The sequence below is a fragment of the Desulfofarcimen acetoxidans DSM 771 genome, from assembly GCF_000024205.1.
Taxonomy (GTDB): domain Bacteria; phylum Bacillota; class Desulfotomaculia; order Desulfotomaculales; family Desulfofarciminaceae; genus Desulfofarcimen; species Desulfofarcimen acetoxidans.
The window spans coordinates 2,702,377-2,723,953 of record NC_013216.1; the positions used below are offsets into that span (position 1 = coordinate 2,702,377).

General features: G+C 36.4%; 23 protein-coding genes and 1 pseudogene. 9 read left to right on the forward strand and 15 right to left on the reverse strand.

Going from position 1 to position 21,577, the window contains the following annotated elements:
- Positions 1 to 130 precede the first annotated feature (130 nt).
- Positions 131 to 2,002 (reverse strand): heavy metal translocating P-type ATPase, encoded by a 1,872-nt coding sequence (locus tag DTOX_RS12465; RefSeq protein WP_015758038.1) that lies wholly within the window; start codon positions 2,000 to 2,002, stop codon positions 131 to 133.
- Positions 2,003 to 2,177: 175 nt separating this feature from the next.
- On the opposite strand from DTOX_RS12465, the gene DTOX_RS12470 reads away from it, so the two are divergent.
- A complete protein-coding gene (locus DTOX_RS12470) occupies positions 2,178 to 2,762 on the forward strand; it encodes a TetR/AcrR family transcriptional regulator (RefSeq protein ID WP_015758039.1) in 585 nt (194 codons plus the stop codon).
- Between the two features lie 75 nt (positions 2,763 to 2,837).
- On the opposite strand, the gene DTOX_RS12475 is transcribed toward DTOX_RS12470, so the two are convergent.
- The 7 genes from DTOX_RS12475 to DTOX_RS12505 all read right to left on the reverse strand — a co-directional run bounded on the left by DTOX_RS12475 (position 2,838) and on the right by DTOX_RS12505 (position 7,580).
- Positions 2,838 to 3,161, reverse strand: a complete 324-nt coding sequence (locus DTOX_RS12475) for a YnfA family protein (protein ID WP_042317199.1) — start codon at positions 3,159 to 3,161, stop codon at positions 2,838 to 2,840.
- On the reverse strand, positions 3,161 to 3,517 hold the full coding sequence (locus DTOX_RS12480) for a YnfA family protein (RefSeq protein ID WP_015758041.1): 357 nt from the start codon (positions 3,515 to 3,517) through the stop codon (positions 3,161 to 3,163). Before DTOX_RS12480 ends, DTOX_RS12475 begins: the two co-directional genes overlap by 1 nt.
- Positions 3,518 to 3,903: 386 nt before the next feature.
- Entirely contained in the window at positions 3,904 to 4,557 is a 654-nt protein-coding gene (locus tag DTOX_RS12485) for a DUF3786 domain-containing protein (RefSeq protein ID WP_015758043.1), read from the reverse strand.
- Positions 4,557 to 5,303, reverse strand: a complete 747-nt coding sequence (locus tag DTOX_RS12490; protein WP_015758044.1) for a sulfite exporter TauE/SafE family protein — start codon at positions 5,301 to 5,303, stop codon at positions 4,557 to 4,559. The genes DTOX_RS12485 and DTOX_RS12490 overlap by 1 nt, the downstream gene beginning before the upstream one ends.
- A gap of 328 nt (positions 5,304 to 5,631) precedes the next feature.
- Positions 5,632 to 6,090 (reverse strand): MarR family transcriptional regulator, encoded by a 459-nt coding sequence (locus tag DTOX_RS12495; RefSeq protein WP_015758045.1) that lies wholly within the window; start codon positions 6,088 to 6,090, stop codon positions 5,632 to 5,634.
- Positions 6,091 to 6,455: 365 nt separating this feature from the next.
- Positions 6,456 to 6,767, reverse strand: coding sequence for an ArsR/SmtB family transcription factor (locus tag DTOX_RS12500; RefSeq protein ID WP_015758046.1), 312 nt, complete (start codon positions 6,765 to 6,767; stop codon positions 6,456 to 6,458).
- Between the two features lie 21 nt (positions 6,768 to 6,788).
- Entirely contained in the window at positions 6,789 to 7,580 is a 792-nt protein-coding gene (locus tag DTOX_RS12505; RefSeq protein WP_015758047.1) for an arsenite methyltransferase, read from the reverse strand.
- Positions 7,581 to 8,035: 455 nt separating this feature from the next.
- Between DTOX_RS12505 and DTOX_RS12510 the strand changes: the two genes are divergently transcribed.
- The 4 genes from DTOX_RS12510 (at position 8,036) to DTOX_RS12520 (ending at position 9,466) form a co-directional block, all read left to right on the forward strand.
- Positions 8,036 to 8,221, forward strand: a complete 186-nt coding sequence (locus DTOX_RS12510; protein WP_042315803.1) for a hypothetical protein — start codon at positions 8,036 to 8,038, stop codon at positions 8,219 to 8,221.
- A gap of 38 nt (positions 8,222 to 8,259) precedes the next feature.
- Positions 8,260 to 8,475: an AraC family transcriptional regulator gene (locus tag DTOX_RS12515; RefSeq protein ID WP_042315805.1), complete on the forward strand. Its 216-nt coding sequence runs from the start codon at positions 8,260 to 8,262 to the stop codon at positions 8,473 to 8,475.
- The gene (locus DTOX_RS23040) at positions 8,472 to 8,642 is read left to right on the forward strand and encodes a hypothetical protein (RefSeq protein ID WP_157862946.1); all 171 of its coding nucleotides are present in this window, start codon (positions 8,472 to 8,474) and stop codon (positions 8,640 to 8,642) included. The genes DTOX_RS12515 and DTOX_RS23040 overlap by 4 nt, the downstream gene beginning before the upstream one ends.
- 437 nt (positions 8,643 to 9,079) lie before the next feature.
- Positions 9,080 to 9,466, forward strand: coding sequence for an SDR family NAD(P)-dependent oxidoreductase (locus DTOX_RS12520; protein ID WP_052292945.1), 387 nt, complete (start codon positions 9,080 to 9,082; stop codon positions 9,464 to 9,466).
- 82 nt (positions 9,467 to 9,548) lie between these two features.
- Here DTOX_RS12520 and DTOX_RS12525 read toward each other — a convergent pair whose 3' ends face one another.
- Together DTOX_RS12525 and DTOX_RS12530 are read right to left on the reverse strand one after the other, a co-directional pair.
- On the reverse strand, positions 9,549 to 10,658 hold the full coding sequence (locus DTOX_RS12525; RefSeq protein WP_015758048.1) for a DUF362 domain-containing protein: 1,110 nt from the start codon (positions 10,656 to 10,658) through the stop codon (positions 9,549 to 9,551).
- Between the two features lie 151 nt (positions 10,659 to 10,809).
- On the reverse strand, positions 10,810 to 11,196 hold the full coding sequence (locus tag DTOX_RS12530) for a MerR family transcriptional regulator (protein WP_015758049.1): 387 nt from the start codon (positions 11,194 to 11,196) through the stop codon (positions 10,810 to 10,812).
- A gap of 350 nt (positions 11,197 to 11,546) precedes the next feature.
- On the opposite strand from DTOX_RS12530, the gene DTOX_RS12535 reads away from it, so the two are divergent.
- Both DTOX_RS12535 and DTOX_RS12540 read left to right on the forward strand, forming a co-directional pair.
- Positions 11,547 to 12,011, forward strand: a complete 465-nt coding sequence (locus tag DTOX_RS12535; RefSeq protein WP_015758050.1) for an NUDIX domain-containing protein — start codon at positions 11,547 to 11,549, stop codon at positions 12,009 to 12,011.
- On the forward strand, positions 11,999 to 12,664 hold the full coding sequence (locus DTOX_RS12540) for a nucleotidyltransferase domain-containing protein (protein ID WP_015758051.1): 666 nt from the start codon (positions 11,999 to 12,001) through the stop codon (positions 12,662 to 12,664). Before DTOX_RS12535 ends, DTOX_RS12540 begins: the two co-directional genes overlap by 13 nt.
- A gap of 815 nt (positions 12,665 to 13,479) precedes the next feature.
- Here DTOX_RS12540 and DTOX_RS12545 read toward each other — a convergent pair.
- From DTOX_RS12545 to DTOX_RS12550, 3 genes and pseudogenes are all read right to left on the reverse strand, one after another.
- Entirely contained in the window at positions 13,480 to 13,812 is a 333-nt protein-coding gene (locus tag DTOX_RS12545; RefSeq protein WP_015758052.1) for a CGGC domain-containing protein, read from the reverse strand.
- 239 nt (positions 13,813 to 14,051) lie between these two features.
- A pseudogene (locus tag DTOX_RS24355) lies at positions 14,052 to 14,360 on the reverse strand (selenide, water dikinase SelD); the annotation flags it as partial.
- Between the two features lie 638 nt (positions 14,361 to 14,998).
- Positions 14,999 to 16,183 carry a methyl-accepting chemotaxis protein gene (locus tag DTOX_RS12550; protein WP_015758053.1) on the reverse strand — a complete coding sequence of 395 codons (1,185 nt, stop codon included), beginning with the start codon at positions 16,181 to 16,183 and terminating at the stop codon, positions 14,999 to 15,001.
- A gap of 441 nt (positions 16,184 to 16,624) precedes the next feature.
- Between DTOX_RS12550 and DTOX_RS12555 the strand changes: the two genes are divergently transcribed.
- Positions 16,625 to 17,698 (forward strand): GerAB/ArcD/ProY family transporter, encoded by a 1,074-nt coding sequence (locus DTOX_RS12555; protein ID WP_015758054.1) that lies wholly within the window; start codon positions 16,625 to 16,627, stop codon positions 17,696 to 17,698.
- Between the two features lie 12 nt (positions 17,699 to 17,710).
- Here the strand turns inward: DTOX_RS12555 and DTOX_RS12560 are convergent, their stop codons facing one another.
- Positions 17,711 to 17,911: a hypothetical protein gene (locus DTOX_RS12560; RefSeq protein ID WP_015758055.1), complete on the reverse strand. Its 201-nt coding sequence runs from the start codon at positions 17,909 to 17,911 to the stop codon at positions 17,711 to 17,713.
- A gap of 602 nt (positions 17,912 to 18,513) precedes the next feature.
- On the opposite strand from DTOX_RS12560, the gene DTOX_RS12570 reads away from it, so the two are divergent.
- Positions 18,514 to 19,023, forward strand: a complete 510-nt coding sequence (locus tag DTOX_RS12570; protein WP_015758056.1) for a GNAT family N-acetyltransferase — start codon at positions 18,514 to 18,516, stop codon at positions 19,021 to 19,023.
- Between the two features lie 317 nt (positions 19,024 to 19,340).
- Here the strand turns inward: DTOX_RS12570 and DTOX_RS12575 are convergent, their stop codons facing one another.
- The gene (locus tag DTOX_RS12575) at positions 19,341 to 21,224 is read right to left on the reverse strand and encodes an ATP-binding protein (protein WP_015758057.1); all 1,884 of its coding nucleotides are present in this window, start codon (positions 21,222 to 21,224) and stop codon (positions 19,341 to 19,343) included.
- Positions 21,225 to 21,577 lie beyond the last annotated feature (353 nt).

A 21,577-nucleotide genomic window follows, 5' to 3' on the forward strand; every position in this document is an offset into this window, starting at 1 on the left:
AAATTGCCTGATTAGTGGTTCCATAACGTCATCATTATTTACAGTTTGATATTTATAATAATGAGCTATGAGATTCTTAATAGATTTGATTTTGCATCAACTAATGCATTTGAGAATATAATCCCACCCGTTATTGATCAAAATTTCTATCGTAAAGAAGAGATGCATTCAAAACTACCAACACTGATCCGGCATTATGCACCAAAGCACCTGTAATGGGGTTCAGTAGACCCAAAACCGAAAGAACAATGGCTACGGCATTGATACCCATGGATGCGGTTATGTTGACTTTGATTGTACGGAGAGTGGAGTTTGACAATCGTTTAAGATACGGTATTTTATCTATGTTGTCACTCATTAAGGCAATGTCGGCGGCTTCTATGGCAATATCGCTTCCCATAGTGCCCATTGCAACACTGACATTCGCCATTTTTAGAGCAGGGGCATCATTCACACCGTCACCGATCATGCAAACGTTTTTATTTTTCTTTTGTAAGTCCTCAATGCTTGAGACCTTTTGTGCCGGAAGGAGATCTGCACGGATATTCTTGATACCAACCTGTTCTGCCATATATTTTGCTGTCAGATAATTGTCACCTGTAAGGAGAACAACATCGGTATCCGTAGCAGCAAGTTTTGCAACAACATTTTTTGCAGTTGGGCGAATGGTATCAGAAAGAGCTATGATGCCGATTGCTTTACCATTTTCAGCCACGATTATAAATGCCTTGCCTTGATTTTTTAAATTGGCTAAGATATTCTGCATTTTATCGGTTTCGGCAATCGAGTTTTCCTTTATATAAAGATGGTTGCCACAAATTACTGTTTTGCTGGATAGTGTTGCCGTTACACCTTTTCCAGGTATCATCTGGAAATCCTCAATTTCGGAAATAACGAATCCATTATCTTCGGCATACTTGACGATTGTTTTTCCAAGAGGGTGTTCAGAGCGTTTTTCAACGGATGCAGCCTTTGAGAGTAATTCAACATTACTAATAGTTACATCCAGAGGAATAATATCCGATACTTTCAGATTTCCATAGGTAAGAGTACCTGTTTTATCAAAGGCAATGCAGTCTACATTTCCCATACGTTCTAAGGCTTCACCGGACTTAATCAGTACGCCATGTTTTGTAGCCTGACCGATGGCTGCCATAATTGAGGTTGGTGTTGCAAGAGCTAATGCGCAAGGGCAAAACACGACCAATACAGTAACTGCTCTGACAACATCATTTGTGATGATATAAGCAACTATTGCAATCAAAAGAGCAATAGGTACAAGCCATGTTGCCCATTTATCAACGATTTTCTGCATAGGCGCTCTCTTGTTTTCTGCTCCCTTAACCATATCAATTATCTTTTGCAGAGACGAATCCTCACCTACTTGGGTAGCTCGGATGTCAATCGATCCATAGCAATTCATTGTTCCGCAGAAAACGCTGTCGTTTTCTTTTTTATCTACGGGCAGAGATTCACCAGTCATAATTGATTGATCAACAGAGGTATTACCATAGATAATGATGCCATCAACAGGAATCGTTTCACCTGGAAGAACACGAAGCATATCATCTTTTGATATCTGTTCAATGGGGATAACCTCTTCACGAACACCGTCAGCAGTCTGAATCAATTTTCTGCCTTGCTGTGGTACAAGTGAAATCAATTTACTGATACCTTTTTTGGCACGAGCCACGGTCATGTCTTCTAGAATAGCACCAAGTGCCATAATAAAAGCGACTTCGCCTGCTGCAAAGAGTTCACCAATTCCAATTGAAGCAACCATAGCAATAGAAATTAGCAAGGCGGATGAAATCCATTTCTGAAAAACCAATCTTGTAATTGCAAGGTATAAAAGGGGTAAGCCGGAAATTACAACCGTAATCCAAGCTGGGTCAACAGGCGGTTCCGTTCCGGTTAGCATTAAAATTAAACTGGCGGCTAAGAAAACACCTGAAACTATTGTCATCGTTAATCCGGCCAGAAAGTCCATAGATTTCTTCATAGTCCATTCCTCCTCATTTGATTTTTTACAAAAAATAAAGTACAATTTATAATATATTGAACATGTTGTTCGATATCTATTATACTGTTTTTATATCAAGCAACAATAATCAAAAGAGACCAAATATAAGATACCGAACAAAATATTATCATTGTACGGAAATGAGGTTTTGGATATGGATAGAAGAATACAAAAAACGAGGGAATCAATCTTTAGTGCTTTCAGTTCACTTTTGGCACATAAGCGATATTCTAAAATTACAGTGCAGGATATCATTGATGAAGCCAATATTGGCCGAAGCACCTTTTATTCTCACTTTGAAACCAAAGACGATTTATTGAAGGCATTATGCAGTGATATATTTGACCACATCTTCTCCGAAGACCTGATTTCTGAGAGCACTCATGATTTTTCCTATACCAGTAACGACCTGAAGTCTAAAATCACGCACATTTTATATCACTTAAAAGATAGCAAAAGGGATATTAAAGGAATTCTCTCGTGTGAAAGTAGAGAATTGTTTTTAAGCGTAATCAAAACGTATTTGGAACAGTTGTTTAATGGATATATCACAAACGATAGCTTAAATGAAATCCCTAAAGAGTATGTTGTTAATCATATGGCTGGTAGTTTTGTTGAAACCATAAAATGGTGGATGCATAATGATATGGCACAGTCACCAGAAGAATTATCCAGGTACTTTTTCGCTGTTATTTCACCCCCCCTATCACACAAATCAAATATTTCAATCCATATTTGACAACATTCTGATATAATCTCATCATCACTCATACCTTTGATGTAATAATCTGTCTTTTTAAACTCATAAGGCCGGTTACCTTGGCATCCAAATTATAATTATCGCACCTATCAGTGCAATAATTGCACCAATCCAATCATAACGGTCAGGCCTCTTTTTGTCTATTCCCCATCCCCATAATAGGGATAAGACAATAAAAATACCCCCATAAGCCGCGTATATTCTTCCGAAATTAGGATAGACCTGAAGCGTGGGGATGACACCGTACAACATAAGGACGATACCGCCAATTATGCCAACAACAAAATGTTTCTTTTCACGAAGCCACAGCCAGACCAAATATCCTCCAGCTATTTCTGCTAAACCTGCTAAAATAAAGAGAATTGCTGATTTTATAATCATGGTTGCTCGACCTCTTTTTCTTCTTCTTTTCGGGGAAACCACAGAATTACTGCTGTTCCAATTAACGCAACGATAGTTCCGATCCAATCATAAAAATCGGGGGTAATATTATCTATCCACCAACCCCATAAAATTGACATGACAATAAAAATACCCCCGTATGCCGCGTAAATACGCCCAAAGCTTGGGAACTGCTGAAATGTTGGAATGACCCCGTATAGAATCAAAACAATTCCCCCTAATATTCCCCACATAATACTCGCGTCATATCGCAACCAAATCCATACAAAGTACCCTCCGGCTATTTCTGCTAGACCCGCTAAAAAGAAAAGTATTGCTGATCTAAATATCATTTTTTTCCTCCATGCTCAACTGTATATTTTTGAAACATTCATCCCAAGGCAAACAGTTACAATGTAAACTGTTCTCTAACAAGTTTTGCGGCGTTCTAATTTGAAGAATCTTCTACTTTAACTCCATCCGTTTATTAACTGTATTGATCTCCATCTATCTGAGGGGGGAACATCTGAATCAAATCCATTATATTACCATTAATAAATAATCAGTATAATAAAGTAATTACATTATTAAGGCATAGGGATGGTAAACATAGTTATCAAATATTATAGTCGCTTTCTGTTCCATTACTACAGAGACCACTAATCCCATTTTAAAAAAATTATAAAAAGACAAATAAGGAACCTTCTTGCAACTGGACAAAGATATGCTGCACCTTTCGCTATACACTTTTATACATTAATTCATATTGCTTAATTAAAAAATATGAAACCATAATTCCGGCTTCATTAATGGCTTCTGTATCTAGATAATGATTAGCACTTTTATCAAATAGGATATTAGCAGAGCCTTCAATTTCATCATCACTTAGCCACAGCTTAATTGTTAAGGGAAATCTGGGGAAAAGGTGTATTTTAGCACAGACGTCTGCATTTTCTTCAATGGAAGCATCTAGTATAAGACATGCCGCTCTTATTTGCTCTACGGGCTCCTGTGAGAAATATTTTGCTAAGGGATCAATGCTTTTACGCAAAAAAGCAGTATAATTAACATATCCGTTTTCTAACTCGCGGTATGAGATTAATTTATTTGTAATAGGAGTATTATCTGCTTGGGAAAGATATTGGAGAATAAGCCATCTCCAATTCCAGGCGGGCATATACTTTGAGCCGTTGAAAACTACATCACCCTCTGGATACTTTATATCAAGCACTTGCCCAAGACTTTTTATCTGTAAAATAGATTGTTTTGGATCAAAGCTTGCTCCACTGTTTTCTGATATCTTAAGTGGATCTTTTGCTGCAAAGTATTTAAAAATATATTCGAACGATGTTTTGTAAGCTCCTTTATCCTCACTTATCATGTAAGGAAACACTATTTTCCTCCCCCTAACAAGTAAAATTCAACAAGCTTTATGATGGCCATCACAATCAGAAATACAATGATGATTTTCGTCAGCTTGCTTCTATCCAACTTTTTGAATACTTTCATAGCCGGCAACAGGACTATCACGCAGACTACACTGGCAATAGCAGAGTACTCAAAAGTTTCCAGTGTTATATTGCCTTCGATGATATGCTGAATCAAAAGTGTTGCGCATGAGATAAGCAAAGTTGCCTGCAGATTGGCAAGGTAGTGAATATTTTCTTCAAAAATACTGTGATAGTAATATCCCAATGGAGGTCCGCCTATGCCGAGCATGTTGCATACGCCGGTTGCGCAGCCAGCCAAGATACTGTTGGGAACAGAAGCTTTTATCTGCCACCCTCTGTCGGAAACGATGAACAAACCTGCGAACAGAAGCAGGATGATAACTAGTGCGATTGTTAGAAAATCATCGCTCAGTACAAACAAAAAATAAGTGCTGATAATTTGCATAATTACAACGGGGATGGTAACTGGCAAGATTTTCTTTATTTCCACATTTTCTCGTGTTTTAAATAGAAGCACACAGCTTATCACAATGGCGCAGATCACGGTAACAGCAACAGACGTCTGATAACTAAACACAAAAGGAAGAAAAAGCATCATAGGAATACCGATGCCGAATCCTGTAAGTCCCTGAACAAATGCAGACAAACCTACTATCAAAATCAAAAATAATAAAGCTTCCATTTCCATATCGTTATACCTCCCTAACTTTGTTAATAAATATCTTTGCGGAACTGTAACAAAGCGACCAGCGCCCGTTACCACGATCTCAAAGAAGTTCAGAAAGGCAATATTAGCGGCTATTATTCAGGCACTACCATCAGACAGATGGGAGCGATAATATCCAACGAGATCATGACAAGCGTATAGGGAAGATCCACTCTTTCCAGTGTCTTTTCATTGCTCTGCTCTTACCAGATACCCATGACTTACACCATACTTATCCAGCACCAATGTGGATTTTTACAATTGACTAAATGACTAAAGACGGGTTGCAATTTAGAGAACCCCAACTGAATTAATCTTTATCATTTTTCTCCTTAGCCGATGTCTTATTATACAAGCGGTTAATGTCGTTGAGAAAACATAAAATAATGGATTGCTCGTATTCGCTATAGGTATTTATCAAAGATAATTTCTCCTGTCTGGCTTGACTATGCAACTTTTGGTGTTCGTTATAAACATGTTGCCCGCCCTCAGTCAGTCGATAATAAATTTCCTTGTTATTATCTGGTCGTTGGTAACTCTCGACCAATCTCTTACTTAGTAGTTTTTTGCATATTTTACTAATAGCCCCTCTTGTCATCTCCATCTCGTTTGCTATTTTTGTGACATTTGCATATTCAATTGTGCCAATCCGATCAATACAGTGAACTTCTGCCAGGTTAACGTCATCAAACGTAACCTCCCATCCATGAGGGAATATATTTTCTTGAATTTTTATGATTGAATTCACGATTTGCATGGCTATGTTCATACAACAGCACCTCCATTTTGTTGACATGGAAACAAAAATAATATATCATTTTTTTGTTTCCATGTCAACAAAAAAGCACGGTATATTTCGCCAGATGTTGCTAAACTCCGCTTTCAAAGCCGCTGGTTAAGGTGAAATATGAAGAAATAGGCGAGGTCTTTAAAAATGCTCGGAAACTGCTGAAGCGTGTAAAAACGAAACTATATTCCTGACAGTGCCCGAAAGCAATATGCCCGGGTACTGCTGGAGGAGTATAGAAGAGAATTTCAACCGGAAGAAAACAGAGTCGGTGCAGCGGCAGAATTAATTGATACTCCGGGAACCGGCTGAGAAAATGCAATGGAAAACCTGGTTGAAAGGAAAGTTTATAGCCGGGAAATTAGCATTTTATAGTGTTCAATAATCCCGTCACGGAGACAATAGCACACTTTGGGTCCGTCTATTTCACCAATAATCCAACCAGACTCCTTAAGAATTTTTAAATGCTGTGAAACAGTGGATTGAGCAATCGGAAGCACTTCTACTATATCCTTACACATGCATTTATCCTTTTGATCGCGTTGCGATAAAAATTTAATTATAGATACCCGGTGTGGGTGTCCAAGAGCCTTCGTGAGAATTGCCAATTCCTCTTTCCAGTTACCTTCTGAATATTGATTTTCTGTAAGATAGTCCATAAAACTCTCCCTTAAAATATTTCAGATCGGTTTAATAGCTCGAATATCTGCTGAAACTACCACTTTTTCGATGTTCTGTCCAAAATTCCAACTATTAATAATTTCTTCACTATTAGCTTTATTTTTTACTAAGATATTTTTAAATCCGGCTTTGTTTAATATGCTAACCAGTTCGTTTTGTAGTATAGCCCCTGAGATACAGCCGCAGTATGCTTCATTATTATTTCTAATTTCTTCAGGAAGCTCATCCACCCTAACGACATCCGAGATAACAATTTTTCCCCCAGGCTTTAAGACACGAAAAGCCTCATTAAAAACAGCCTGTTTGTCGGGGGAGAGGTTAATCACGCAGTTGGAAATAATAACATCCACGGAAGAATCGGCTACCGGTAAATGTTCAATCTCTCCCAATCTGAATTCCACATTGCTAAAACCCATGCTTGCTGCGTTATGCCTAGCTTTAGATATCATTTCAGGAGTCATGTCTACACCAATAACATTCCCACTTGGTCCCACCTTGCGGGCAGCCAAAAAAACATCAAAACCGGCCCCACTGCCCAAATCAAGCACTACCTCTCCGTTTTTTAGTTCTTCAATAGCCAGTGGGTTGCCACAGCCTAAGCCGAGATTGGCTTCACCCAATCCAAGTTTTAACTGTTCGTCTGAGTAACCCAGCTTTTTACTAATGTTTAAAACATCGTTGATATTATTACCAGGTATACAACAATTACTACCAGAACAACAACCGCTTGGACTTTTTACTACTTGAGAATACTTATTTCTTACCATGTCTTTAATATCATTTTTATTCAAATGATTACCCCCTTATTTTTCATCGACGATTAACGATAAAAGGTTTTCAATATTATATAACAGTTTGTGTTTCGTTAAAAGTGTTAAAGTCAAAGTTGGTTTCCAAAATTATTATTTACTGAATATATTCATTATTATATTAAATGTTTAGCTTACTACTACATTAGAATAATGTAGTATAGTAGTCAAATAGGTGTACATTTGGATAAGTAATCCTTGCCTCAAAATAATTTATATCAATCTGATACCTTGTCTTATCTACTTAGTTTTTTAGATTAACTAAATAGCATAGCAAAAGGTGATGGTTATTATGGAAGTTGTCATTTTGGATAGCTGTTGCGGACATGGTGAGACTTTACTCCAAATGGTGGAAAAATTAATGCAGGAAAGGAGTCTGTAAAATAGAATTTCAGTTAAAATAACTAAAGCCACTCTTAAGATTATGAGTTGCTGTTATGGATAACTATGATGATGCTATTGGCAATTATAAACTAATCTGCGGTTGCGATTATAAGGATGAAAAATTTCTGCAACTAGCAGTGCAATCTATCCTTTACACCTCCAGGGAGACCACCGAAGAAAATAAATCATGGCTCAGGCAATTGCCGGATAGGATTTCCTTTGGTAATATACAATTATAGAATATTAAAGTCTGATCATATGTCTGGTGGGGAAGTTTATGAATTACATTGAAATAGTCAATGACGTCATACAATATATTGAGTCAAATTTGCACCCGAAGCTATGCTTGAAGGAACTGGCATCCCGGTATTACTTTTCCCCCACCCATTTCCATCACATCTTCCGAGCAGTTACTAATCAGACAGTAAAATCATATATACTAGGGCGAAAGCTGTCCGAAGCTGCTATTGCTTTGAAGGTGAATCTCTTATGAATACTGGATTTGATCCATTAACATTAGATGAAGATCTCACCCATCTAGGCTTACGTGTTCATGAGGATTTAAGCCCATTGGATATTGAAGAACGCTACTTTAAGGGACGTACGGATTATTACCGTGCGACGGAGCATGCTTACATTGCATATGCAGTAGTGGAATAAATTTCAAGTTAAAGTCTTTGTCCCCTTTCTCTTTTGATTTAAGTGCCGAGATAGTATTTACTTTATTTATCACATTCTTGATGTAATACACAGCAAAAAACCGAAGTTAAATCATATCATTTTAGGACTGTCAATACTATTCTAAGAACTTATCAGGTTCTTCTCACATGCTGATCGCGAGAAAGCAACATAAAGTATCTCCTGGTCAGCCTACATCGTAAAATTTCAATACAAAATATAGAGCATAATATGTTAAGTCAAATATTCCATGATTGTTTTAAAACTTTAAAAAGTATATACTGGTTATAGACAAAATTAATTATCCATAACGTAAGCGTTCACGTTAGCCAACGCACTATCTAACCTACTGGGTCGGAGAGTGCGTTTTTTTGTCTCTCCATCTGGTATGAATTAATACTTTAAGGAGATGACAAAATATGAAGAAGAAAATAGCTTTAGTATCTGGCGGGAGCCGTGGATTGGGCAAAAACATGGCAATTAAACTTGCCCTAAAAGGTTTGGATGTAATTATCACCTACCAAAGTAAAAAAGAAGAAGCTTCACTGGTAGTAGAAGAAATCAAAAAAGCCGGTGGCAAGGCAACCGCTTTGCAATTAAATATAGGCGATGTACGGTCTTTCGGCCCTTTCTTTGAGCAGATTGCCGAGGTATTAAAAGTAACCTTTAACACTAACTGTTTTGATTATTTGATTAACAACGCAGGCATTGGCATGAATGTTCCTTTTGCAGACACCACCGAAGAACAGTTTGACCAAATGATGAATGTCCAACGAATTGAAGTATCCGGTGGAATGAACATATAGAATCAAAAATTGTATATGAGACCGTATAATAAAGGTCAAGATCAAAGAGGGTGCCCCTGTAAGGAGGCACCTTCCCTTCTCACTATAGGAGAATTAGTTCATAGTCACGGCTGCCCAATCCGATTTCTTCTCCGTAAGATAATTGGATTGTTCCGTCTATATGCGATCTCAAACAATGAAATTTGTCAGCACCGGCCTCGCAGTCAGACAAAAGCAAAGACGTGGATAAACTAATCTGTTTATTCACAAGATCATAACTGGCCTGGTCAATAGCAACCGGGTCTGTTGATGCCAGAAAACCTATATCGGGAACAATGGGAGCATCACTCCATGACGCGCAATCACAATCAGGGGTAATATTTATAAGAAAATTGATGTAGCCGATATGTTTATCATGAGTCTTTGCCACCCCATACGCGTATTCAGTCATTCTTTCCAGAAGTGCTGGAATTTCGGTTTCCCAATCCATTTCAATAGCTTTTTCAGGGCATGTGGTTAAACACTCACCACAACCGATGCAACTATCCGGTGAAATTTCCGCCTTATTATTATCGTTAAGAGTGCTGGCCTTTTCAGGACAAACTGTAGAACACTGCGCGCAGCCAATACATTTGTCTTGATTAACTATCATCTTGGAGGCATGCTGTTCCTTTTTTCCAGCTGCCGGTGCCCCACCCATGGCAAGATTCTTTATCGCGCCACCAAAACCAGCCATTTCATGCCCTTTAAAATGCGATAACACAATAACACTATTAGCGCTAACGATATCTCTGGCCAGTTTTACTTTGCTAAAATGTTTTTTACTAATCTCAATTTCAATGAAATTTTCACTACGTAATCCGTCTGCAATTATCAGTGGAGCACCTGTAACAGTATAATCAAAACCATGCTCCATCGCTGTTAGCAGATGATCCACCGCATTATGGCGGCTTCCTGAATAGAGGGTATTGGTATCTGTCAGGAAAGGCCTGGCACCATTGCTTTTGACTTTATCCACCACCTGCCGCACAAATACAGGGTTTATAAAACTATCGTTGCCGCGTTCACCAAAATGAAGTTTAATAGCTGTAAGATCATCTTTTTGAACAAGATTGTTTAAACCAGCGCGATCAAATAAGTTTCTAATCTTACTAATTTTATTTTCCTGATATGTTCTGGATCGCAAATTGACGAAATAAACTTGACTTGGCATGAACCTCATCCTTTCAAAAATAAGTTTTGGGCATCAGGCATGTTTCATTTCGGGTTTTCTCTGTTATCTTTGGCATTGCAAACACCGGTGAATTCGGAATTTCCACCTTTACTCGGGTTGGTAGACAACACCATACTTTTTAGCCATAAAACTAAATCTCCGATCTTTTTAGCTCTCTTTCTTTTTTTACTACTACCTGTTCATATACTTTAATTTTATAATCCAGGCGTTCCAGCGTTTTCTTCATATCTTCCATCTTAGCAATTAACCGCTTACGCTGTTCGATTAAAATTTCTTTTCTTGCCTCAATGGTTGCATCACCTTGCTGAAACAACCCAACATACTCAATCAGTACTTCAATCGGAAGACCTGCACCCCGCATACACTTTATAAATCCTACCCAACTACAGTCTTCTTCCGTATAATTCCTGATTCCATTTTTATTTCTATTCACATGGGGTATCAATCCGATGCGTTCATAATAGCGGAGTGTATCCTGTGGAATATCAAATTTTTCGCTTACTTCTGAAATCGTCATGCAGTTTCACCTCCCGATATCCGATATTATAATACTTGGAGTAAGCTACAAGTCAAGCGTTTTTAATGGGAATTCAACAAAATTTAACTGCACTCCTATTAGAAAAAATTATATGTTATTATAGAATTACTTAACCTGACCGCGAATTAACGCGATCATGAGGGGCGTATCCGAGAGGGTGAGGGTTCAAGTCCCTCCTCCGACACCAAAAAAGACATAGTTTTCCGCCAAGGGGAAGCTATGTCTTTTTTCATTTAGATGCACATGGTATAATGTGTTGGAAGTTATTGTATCATGCAGATAAACAGAAATTTGCCAGTGAGATTATTATATAATAGGGAGAGCGGCTTATGAGTCGATTGATAAGAAATTCTGCAAAAGCTTTGATAATTAAAGACGGTAAGATGCTTGCAATAAAATTGCAGGAGAATTGTGAAGTTTGGTATATCATGCCTGGCGGAGGGCAGGAAACAGAGGAACTACTTCCTGATGCCGCTTGTCGCGAGGTTTCCGAAGAATTGGGAATCAATGTTACTCCGAAAGAACTGGTTTTTGCTGTTGAAGGCGTTCATGGTGAGAAGTTTCATCGGGTGGACTTAGTTTTCTTGTGTGAATATATCGCCAAGCTTCCCAACATAGCCTTACACGGTGACACAAATCAAATTGGCTATGATTGGTTAGATATAAAAACGCTCAATACTCAGCCTTTGTATCCTTCAAAGCTACGTAGGCAGATTATGAACCTTTATGAGGGAAAACCGCACAAAGTATATTTGGGAAATGAAGAAGCAGGGGATCCGAAATGCTTAGAATAGATACTTATTTAAAACAACTGATAGACTTATTTAAGCAAAATTACAGTTCAAGGTTATTATATGTCGGGCTGCAGGGAAGTTATTTTAGAGAAGAGGCTGACGAAAACAGTGATATTGACGTAATGGTTATTCTTGATAGATTATCAATTAATGATATGGAGACTTATCGAGAAATAATTGCCGAATGTGGAAACAGCGATAAATCGTGCGGTTTCATATGCGGAGAATCGGATATCAAAAATTGGAACCCATGTGAAATATGCCATCTTATTTATACCACAAAGGATTATTATGGGAGATTGTCAGAGTTTGTTCCCACATTTACGGCAGAAGATGAAAGAATCTATATAAAAATGAGTCTTAATAATATGTATCACGAATTATGTCACCGATATATTCATGATTCAAGAGAAAAAAATATAACGAAGCTTCCCAGTACATATAAATCCGTCTTTTTTATTTTGCAGAACATTCACTATCAGAATACAGGAAATTTCATACTGACAAAACGAGAGCTGCTTTCTCAATTACCAGAGGAAGATAAAAAAGTTCTGCTTAAAGCTATGGAATTGAAAAATCAAAAGGAGTATAATTTTGACGAGTATTTTAGTGCATTATTTGAATGGTGCCAAAATTCAATATTCAAATCTTAAAAAACAAGCATACTCTGCGTGTTGCTAAATTTCAATTTTATAGATATAACTATACCCCCTGCCACGTAAATCTTTTTTGCACTATTATTCCAAAAAGGACATAGCTTTCACTCAAATGGAGACTATGTCTTTCATTATATACAAAAACATGGTAGGATAAATACCGCTAAAGCTGTACAAGACTTTTTATGGCTCGTATATTTGCACTAAACGATTTAAAATTTTAATTACACTATTACTAAAAAATACGAAGCCGAATATTGATAAAACGTTCGGTTTTTTTATTTCTTTTATACAGAATTCCCCTGCCTCTGACCAACCGGTCAGGGAGATAATTTTGCAAGACATCTTCCCTTCGTATAACTTAGTAAGTTTTCTAGCAAAAAAGAACTCACAATGTTAGCTAATGAGTTCTTTTTCTGTGTAATTAGGACTGGTACCCTACCGGCCATTTGGTATGGGTATTCAGCATACCCGCAATATAACTGAAAGAGAGCGCATTGCTTGGATTTATTCATTATAAGAATAATGTGTCATTGTCTGTCGTCTTAAATTGCTTAAAGTTTTCGTAAAAATGCGTGCGTTTTATTGTATGGATAAATATGGTGGTATTTTTGCTCATCTATAACTATATCATCGTTTTAGAGATAGAAGAGACCAAACTGTTAAACATTTAAAGTGACTCTTTAATTAAAAACATATTCAGGCAACAACTTTCACAATAATATTTTTAAAAACTTTACTGTAACCTCTTGCCAAGTAGCGTGTCCCCCACCACCATATTGGGCGGGCTAGGCATATTGGATAGTTTCCAGTTAATGTGTCCATTCAATTATTTTAATATCTATTCCAACCTTTTTAATCACTGCTTCTTTTATACTTGAATAGTGTGGGCAAGAAAAGCCGATTGGGTTCCCCTTTGTAATACACGAAGCAAAAGCAATTGCTTCTGCTCCCCTTTCCACCATCAGTTTTGCTCTTGTTACTGCTTTTTTTCCAGAACACCCTCCACAAGAGACAAACCCCACAATTTCTACGGGACCCATCTCCTCAAAGGCAAATTTTCCTTCTTTTGCAACCTTAAAATCAGTGTTTCCAGGACACATGTCCTCAGTTTGCTGACAACGAATAATTCCTACTTTTAACATTAGAATTTCTCCTTTTATAATTATTTGGCTTCAACCGCTAAGTAGTCCTGGTAAGCTTGCATTTTACGAGATCCGGTTGGCCATTGTGCTCACAAAGTATAAACCTTTGTTTCATCCAAATCATTTGTATAAATGTTCAGTCCATTTTTTACAAATTATTAAATTTAATCATTAAGCTTAATCAATTAACCTTTACTGTGACTAATTTATTTTTCTTTTCCACCTGATTAAATTTAATTTTCTATAAAATAAGTTACTGCGATGCCATATTTGGGAAAATAGAAAGTTATTGAATGGTTTCTATGATAGAAAGGGGCAGTCTTTGATTAGGGAAGCATATTATGCTTAAAGCTATAACCGATTTTCCGACCATTGCATAAATATCACTAACTGCGTTGGCAACGGCATCGTTATGGCCTACCAGGATGTTCAGGTTTTTGACTGGCGGCAGACAACGCAGTATTTGAGTGAGATTCCTCCGGATCTATTTTACAGGCTCACCCGGATCCGGAAGAATAGGAAGTTAAATTTACTTTTGATATGCTCATCTTTTATATTTACATACTAGCATGATTAGATATATAATGCCAATGCATATTTTGCATTGCAGCTATGCACCAGTGTAATAGATGGTGATTTTCTTGTTGAAATTAATTCTTTGCCATCTGAGAGTTTTTCACTCGGTGGGACTTTAGCAGAGTGGTTCGATGTAGAGGAATGGTTTATGATGTTTTGAATGGATTTTTACAGGAGAATAATGCTACATAGAGGTGTTTTACATTGTGCGGTCATTGGCTGTCTTGTAAAGTTCTTCGTATTTGCCTTGTTCCTCTTTTTCTCGGCTAACAGCGATTCAAGTTCAGCCTGTATGTCTTATCATACCCTATATAAAATCGGATAAGTGGGTTAAATATTCCTCATTGCATCTTAACATCTCTAATTGTCCACATTCATTGAAATAGCTAATCCGCGTATTCTTGTTGTTTACCGGACAAAGGCACAAGAGGCGTACATAAAAATCTTGTTCTTTCCAATTGGTCCATATACAAGCTTCAAAATCAAATCCGCAAACTATGCACAGGCTTCCATGATTAGTGATGCAAATGCTTCTTGCATGCTACTCCTCTCATAACGATTTACTAACACCTGGTTTAATTTATCCTGATTCCACGTTTGTGATGATTTCCTACCGCATGACTTCTGATAATTTTAGAAAGCCCCTTAAAATGTCTATTGATGCATCAATAACTTTATTAACATTGGACAAGGAACCATCTAAAGCGAGCGCATTAGCAGCCTCATGAAATCGCCTGTGTGGTTCATCAATTGCCACGTATTCAACAATATTATTATATTTATCAAACTCCTTTTTATACCATTTGCCAAAGGTACATTCTTGGTGACTTGCCAAAACAGCACCTTTACCTGCAACCTCCATTGTTTCTCTTAAAAATGCAGCATGTTCTTTTAGCCTAGCACCCAGGACACTGAGATTATGCTCCTTTTCTGTTCCTCGAACATAGGGTTTTATAACTTCTATTAAATTGTCTGTATCTCTTTTAAGCATCTCCCCAAAATCAGTGGCTTGCGCTAGATTATTGGTAATTCTAGCCTGTGTTTCCATGGCAACAGCTTGCTGTTGAGCTGCCTGAGCAATATTCTCAGATGCTTCAGCAGTCTCCTCAACCTTTCTTACATTTGACCGCATCATTTCCGATACGATCTCTGTCTCAGATATATATTTATCAAATGCACTTTTTACACCAGATACATTTTCATCAGTATGCTGTGCTTTATTATTCATTTGGTTGGATATGGTTTTAACTTCCTTAACCGCAGTCTTTGTTTGATCAGATAGTTTTCGTACTTCTTCTGCCACTACTGAAAAACCTCTGCCATGCTCCCCGGCACGTGCAGCCTCAATAGCTGCATTTAAAGATAAAAGATTAGTCTGATCAGCTATCTCCGATACATTCTGGCTAATATTATCAACGTCTTTAATCTGCAATAGCAGTTCTGTGGCATTACTAACCATTCCATCCAACATCACCACAACTTCCTTTGACATTTCATTAAGTTCCGCAACCCTATTAAAGTTATCCATTTCCTTGGATTTTAAGAACTGCATGCTCGCACTTATTTCCTCTACAGTTGCCGATGTTTCTTCCGCTGTAGCTGAAATTTGTTGAGTTGCTGCAGCCAAGTCGGCAGCCATTTGAGAAAATTCCTGTACTTTAAGAGATACGCTAAAGGCTATGAGTTCACAATGTGCAAGAGTAAATTCCTGTATGGCATAGCTAAAATCCATCCTAGCTTCCAGTTCATTGATAGATATAGAGGTCTTTGATCCACCATTAAAAAATGAAAACAATTTACTCCTCCTCCCTATGTTACATTTATTACAGCTGAATTAAACCAAAGTCCATGTGGAAAATATAACCGTTTATTATTTAGTTTATTATAACAAGTTCAGCTTAAAAAACCTTGAGAAAAGTCTGAGAAACTGCTGAGATTTGTTATCCAATAATTAATCAGTAAATCAGGAATCTAACGGAAACTCTCGTACAGCAAATCCCAGGCCTGCTGTGATGTTAATTCTATTACAACTTTGGACAATCCAACCGCATTTCTTTAGGGCTGAAGATCTTTGAGAGAAAGACATCAATCCTCCCATTATTTAATTTATGCAGTATTGTTAGATAAAATTGTGCACCGGACACATAAAAGACATGACATAAAATATGGGACTATACATACAATAGGTCAATTTAGGACATTATTCTACATATAACACTAAATCGAAGGAAAAATTATGAGCCAGCAGTCAATCTCAAATAAGGATTTAATGTTTCTTATAATAAGTTTTTTAATTGGTACGGCAATAATGCAAATAACGCCTGCCTTGGTAAAAGAAGCTAGACAAGATGCATGGCTGTCTTTATTGATAAGCATGATTTTATCAATCGTACTTGCCAAACTATTAATATCTCTACAAAGATTATTTCCCAACCAATCCTTAATCCAATATAGCGTCAATATACTTGGTTACCCAATTGGAAAAGCGATTAGTGGCATTTTTCTTTGGTTTGCTTTTTTTCTATCTGCTCTTATTTTGCGAAATATAGGAGATTTTGTTCAGGCACTTATTTTACCACATACGCCTCTTGTGATAATACATACAATTATAATGATTATTATCGCCTATGCTATAAGAAGTGGACTCGAAGTATTTACAAGAGTTATAATCATTATACTTCCGTTATCTATACTATTTTTCTTGATAATTTCTACTTTAAATTTGCCTCAATTAGAAATCAATCGTATTGTACCTTTTATGGAAAACGGTTACAAACCCTTAATTCGTGGTGCAATAGTAGGGGTATCTTTTCCTTTCGGGGAGATACTTATCTTTTCTATGATATTATTCCAGACAAATCATTCCAAACAATATGATAAATTTATTATATATGGTATAATATTTGCCTATATATTTCTAGTTTTAAGTATTTTGCGTACTATCAGTGCTTTGGGTGTAGAATCAACTATACGCTATATTTATCCTATTATTGAAACAGTGCAAGAATCATCAAGTATATTAACGATTTTGGTAACATTAAATTGGTTTGCATTTGCATTTAGCAAGTTATCTATATGTTTTTATGCTTTAACTTCGGGGTTGGCACAATGGTTTAATATAAAATACTATCAAGCCATAGTTACACCAATGGGTGTAATAATTATAGCATTTTCTACATTTATGTATTCTAATTACACTGAAGAAGTATACTATGCCTATAAGATTAATCCCTATTTCAAAATACCTATCGAATTTGGAATACCTTTTCTCCTTTGGTTAGTTGCAAAAATACGTTTTAAAAAATTATAAAAGTATTTTCATTTACTGCATCCATTGCTGCAGCTTGGCCAATTTTTTTTCCAATCCTTCGTAATATTGCAATTCTATTGGGTCAAGACATTCCAGTTCTTCTTCTAAGCTTATTTTGTTAAACTCTGCCACTTTTTCCATCTCATTTAGAAAATCATCAAGTTCCTTTTGATACCTGTCCAGCATCTTGCGATAATCTATAACTCTACTCATCAGATTTACCTCCCTAAAAACTTGTCCAATCAAATTCTTTTGCCTTAAGTTCGCAACATAATTTCCCAGCCCACGGTAGAAAATAAATGGGTATCTTTACTTGCTTAATACGTTCAATGTCTATTTTTTTGATAACAATAAAAACCGTATTATCAGTTTCATACACCATTACCCCAGAAAACTATAGATCCTTTCTCTAAATAAATATTTAAATAGTCAACCTTAAATTGAAATTACTTGATTCGTAAAAAATTTTATATATAATATGATTACGTTAATCATTAATATCTATAGAGGAATATCATGGCTTTTAAATTTACTGTAAGATTAAAACAAATTTTATTCGAAAGAGGTATAACACAAAAAAACTGGCGCAGTTAACGGGACTTAGACCTGTTGCCATTAGTGAATTTGCTGATAACAGGAGGTCAGTTATTAATACGGAGCATTTGTTGAGAGTTGCGGAAGCTTTAAGTATTAGGGACATTAAAGAATCGATCTGTTTTTAAGAAGTGAAACAATAACGCCCACGTGTTACTGTGAAGCGTTATTGTTGATTCATTAATAATTTAGTATATTTCTCAATAAGGAGAGTGTTTGCCATGTTAATCAGGAAGGCCACTATTAGTGATGTATCTGCTATAGCAAAAGTTACTGTTGATACTTGGAAAACAACTTATCGTGGGATTATACCTGATGACTACTTAGATAGTTTAACCTATGAAGAACGAGAAAAGGGTTGGATGGAATTTCCATTTCATCATTTTATTATCTACATAGCTGAAGACGAAAACCATAATATAGTCGGTTTTGCGGCTGCAGGTCTTGAAAGAACATCAAATCCCATTTATAAGGGGGAGATTTATGCCATATATGTTTTAGAAAGTTATCAAAATAAGGGTATTGGAAGTTCCCTCATCAAAGCAATTATGAATAATTTTAAGCAATTAGATATTTATTCAGTTATAGTTTGGGTGTTATCTGACAATAACTATCGGAGGTTTTATGAATTACACCAAGGACAGAAAGTAGATTGTAAGCAATTTGATTTCAATTATTTTGAAGCTGAAATAACCTCCTATGGTTGGACTGATATCAGAGAAATATTTTAAGCTACTTTGCATCTTGTATTCAGCCACATCAGTCAATAAGGGATTAACGGCCCACATAAAAAGAACACAATCCTTGGCGACCAGGTCTTTAAAGAATAAAGACTTAATCCAATCCAGTGATTGCGTTTCATAGTGAGTAGCGGCTCCAGCATTGTAGCCGTTCATTCTGTCGTTGTAACTCCGAGGAGGATCGGCGTAGATTACTTGATATTTTACGTTGGGAAATGCAATCACCATTATTCCCCTCTCACATAAGTGTTGAACAACAAAAAGGGTTACACGATAAATGTACCCCTCATGTTAGCGTTGTTATATAACTAATTAATTTTAAACCTAACAAAAAAAGTAGTTCCCTCAGAATTAGTTTCTATGTTTATCTTAGCATTATGCCGAGTTGCAATGCTATAGCATGTTGCTAAACCTAAACCTGTCCCAGTATCTTTGGTAGTGAAAAAGGGAGTACCTATTTTGTCTAATATTTCAGGATTAATTCCTTTACCCTCATCATGAACCGCTAAAACCACTTCATTACCGTCCCGACACAATCTAATCGTTAAGATTTTCCTGGCAGTCATCGCCTGCAATCCATTATGAACAATATTAAGTAATAATTGGCGAATTTCTTTTTCGTCCATCAGCAAATCGGGAACATCCTGCAGTTCCATATAAATATTTTTGTCATTCATCATTGCATCAGCCTGGATTAAAGGAAATACTGTTTCTATTACTGGTTTTAGATTACTAATTTTCAACTCTAATGCCTTATTCTTAGCCAGCGAAAGGTATTCAGAAATTATTGAGTTAGCTCTATCTAGTTCTTCAATCATTAGATTAAAGTACTCTTGGTAACGCTCCTGCCCATTTTTACCGCCAAGCATTTGTAAAAAGCCACGTACTGTAGTCATCGGGTTTCTAATTTCATGGGCTATCCCAGCGGCCATTTCACCAATCAGGTTTAGTTGACTAAGTCGGGCCATTTCCTTTTCAGCAAGTTTTCTCTCGGTAATTTCCTGAACCTGAACTAAATATCCTTGATAAATATCGCCTTCTTTCCCAAACGGAGAGATAAGAACATCAATATAAATGAAGCCTGATTTTGTCGTCTCATAAATTTTTTTTTCTCTAACAATATCAAAATTAAATCTAACCTCATACCTGGTTTGTTCACCGTTAATAATTTTCTTCTTTGCTTCTTCAGGGAGGTTGGGATCTTCAAAGAGATTGAATCCTTTTAAATCATCAACATTCGATACACCAAACATGTCTAGACAAGATTTGTTTGTATCAATCAATAAACCATTTTTATCATATAATTCAATTCCAATTGGTGACAATAAGAAGATTTTTCTAAATTTCTTTTCTTTTAACTTTAGTCTAAATTCCACCTGCTTGCGTTCAGCAACTTCTCTTTTCAATTCCGCGTTATGCTCTTTTATTTTTATTAGCAAGGGTTTAAGCTCCGGAAGAATATTTTCCGATAAGCTATAATTATCCTCTACTACAGCATCAGCAAAATTTTTTATATTTTTCTTGAATTGCGTAAAGAACAACCATGATAAAGATATAATTGCCCCTATCATTATTAATGCAGTTATAAGTATTTTCCTGGACATACTACGTGCCTCTGCATGCACATCTTCCATTTCAAAGTTAGCCCAGGCATGTCCAATAATTTTATCTTTATAATAAATTGGATAAGTTCGGCTAAGAGCAGGTTTACCCTTATAATCAATAATGGTATCAATGGTATCGAGATGATTTAATTCCGGTTGTCCCGATTTATACACATTAAAGACAGGTGATTTATGTGATACTGGTTTCAACATCGAAGGCTCAAAATTTGGAGCTATAGCCAAAACACAATCAAGTTCAATAGAATAATACCCAATACCCATATCGGGGTGAATGGAAGCAATATCATTCACAATAGGCTGCAAAACAGTATTTAGTACCTTAACCTGTTTCTCTACAGGTTTGTTTAAAGCGCCTTGCTTTTCTAATATTTCAATAAAAGAACCCGGCAATCGCCGTTGTAACTCAATTGCAACTGCATACAATTCCTTATCCCGTCTGCTCTCTCTATCTTTCAAAAACTGAACATGAGTAGTTATTGTCAAGATAACCATGGGAATGATAATTAACGTTAACATACACATATAAAAACGTTTGGTAATTTGTAAAGGAAAGATTTTCGGGTACAATTTCTATTCCTCCATAGTCATTGTAAAAAACAGTCATACGTCAATGTTGTACCTTGAAAACTACTGTTTATATAGTCTTGCGAATAATAATAATATTCAACAAATATTCAGACAAAACCTTTTAAGAAAAATAGACTTCTTCATAAATAAACCTAAAATCATTCACATCCAAGCAACAATTCTTAGAAAAAGGTGCTCGTCGGAAATTATGCAATACTAACATTGATTATGCAATATACATTTGTACCGCATTATACAATGGCTTATCCACAGATCCATAACAGTCATAATTTTACAGAGTACAAAAGTACAAAAAAGAAGCCTTACGGCTTCTTCGTTTCTTAGCATATATG

What these genes read in the sequence shown, in the direction of transcription:
- DTOX_RS23040 (WP_157862946.1), top strand. Translation starts at nt 8,472, where the DNA reads ATGAATACTGGATTTGATCCATTAACATTAGATGAAGATCTCACCCAT.
- DTOX_RS12545 (WP_015758052.1), bottom strand. Translation starts at nt 13,812, where the DNA reads ATGTTAAAAGTAGGAATTATTCGTTGTCAGCAAACTGAGGACATGTGT.
- DTOX_RS12515 (WP_042315805.1), top strand. Translation starts at nt 8,260, where the DNA reads ATGAATTACATTGAAATAGTCAATGACGTCATACAATATATTGAGTCA.
- DTOX_RS12470 (WP_015758039.1), top strand. Translation starts at nt 2,178, where the DNA reads ATGGATAGAAGAATACAAAAAACGAGGGAATCAATCTTTAGTGCTTTC.
- DTOX_RS12510 (WP_042315803.1), top strand. Translation starts at nt 8,036, where the DNA reads ATGGATAACTATGATGATGCTATTGGCAATTATAAACTAATCTGCGGT.
- DTOX_RS12540 (WP_015758051.1), top strand. Translation starts at nt 11,999, where the DNA reads ATGCTTAGAATAGATACTTATTTAAAACAACTGATAGACTTATTTAAG.
- DTOX_RS12465 (WP_015758038.1), bottom strand. Translation starts at nt 2,002, where the DNA reads ATGAAGAAATCTATGGACTTTCTGGCCGGATTAACGATGACAATAGTT.
- DTOX_RS12500 (WP_015758046.1), bottom strand. Translation starts at nt 6,767, where the DNA reads ATGGACTATCTTACAGAAAATCAATATTCAGAAGGTAACTGGAAAGAG.
- DTOX_RS12530 (WP_015758049.1), bottom strand. Translation starts at nt 11,196, where the DNA reads ATGACGATTTCAGAAGTAAGCGAAAAATTTGATATTCCACAGGATACA.
- DTOX_RS12535 (WP_015758050.1), top strand. Translation starts at nt 11,547, where the DNA reads ATGAGTCGATTGATAAGAAATTCTGCAAAAGCTTTGATAATTAAAGAC.
- DTOX_RS12570 (WP_015758056.1), top strand. Translation starts at nt 18,514, where the DNA reads ATGTTAATCAGGAAGGCCACTATTAGTGATGTATCTGCTATAGCAAAA.
- DTOX_RS12520 (WP_052292945.1), top strand. Translation starts at nt 9,080, where the DNA reads ATGAAGAAGAAAATAGCTTTAGTATCTGGCGGGAGCCGTGGATTGGGC.
- DTOX_RS12560 (WP_015758055.1), bottom strand. Translation starts at nt 17,911, where the DNA reads ATGAGTAGAGTTATAGATTATCGCAAGATGCTGGACAGGTATCAAAAG.
- DTOX_RS12490 (WP_015758044.1), bottom strand. Translation starts at nt 5,303, where the DNA reads ATGGAAATGGAAGCTTTATTATTTTTGATTTTGATAGTAGGTTTGTCT.
- DTOX_RS12495 (WP_015758045.1), bottom strand. Translation starts at nt 6,090, where the DNA reads ATGAACATAGCCATGCAAATCGTGAATTCAATCATAAAAATTCAAGAA.
- DTOX_RS12525 (WP_015758048.1), bottom strand. Translation starts at nt 10,658, where the DNA reads ATGCCAAGTCAAGTTTATTTCGTCAATTTGCGATCCAGAACATATCAG.
- DTOX_RS12480 (WP_015758041.1), bottom strand. Translation starts at nt 3,517, where the DNA reads ATGATATTTAGATCAGCAATACTTTTCTTTTTAGCGGGTCTAGCAGAA.
- DTOX_RS12555 (WP_015758054.1), top strand. Translation starts at nt 16,625, where the DNA reads ATGAGCCAGCAGTCAATCTCAAATAAGGATTTAATGTTTCTTATAATA.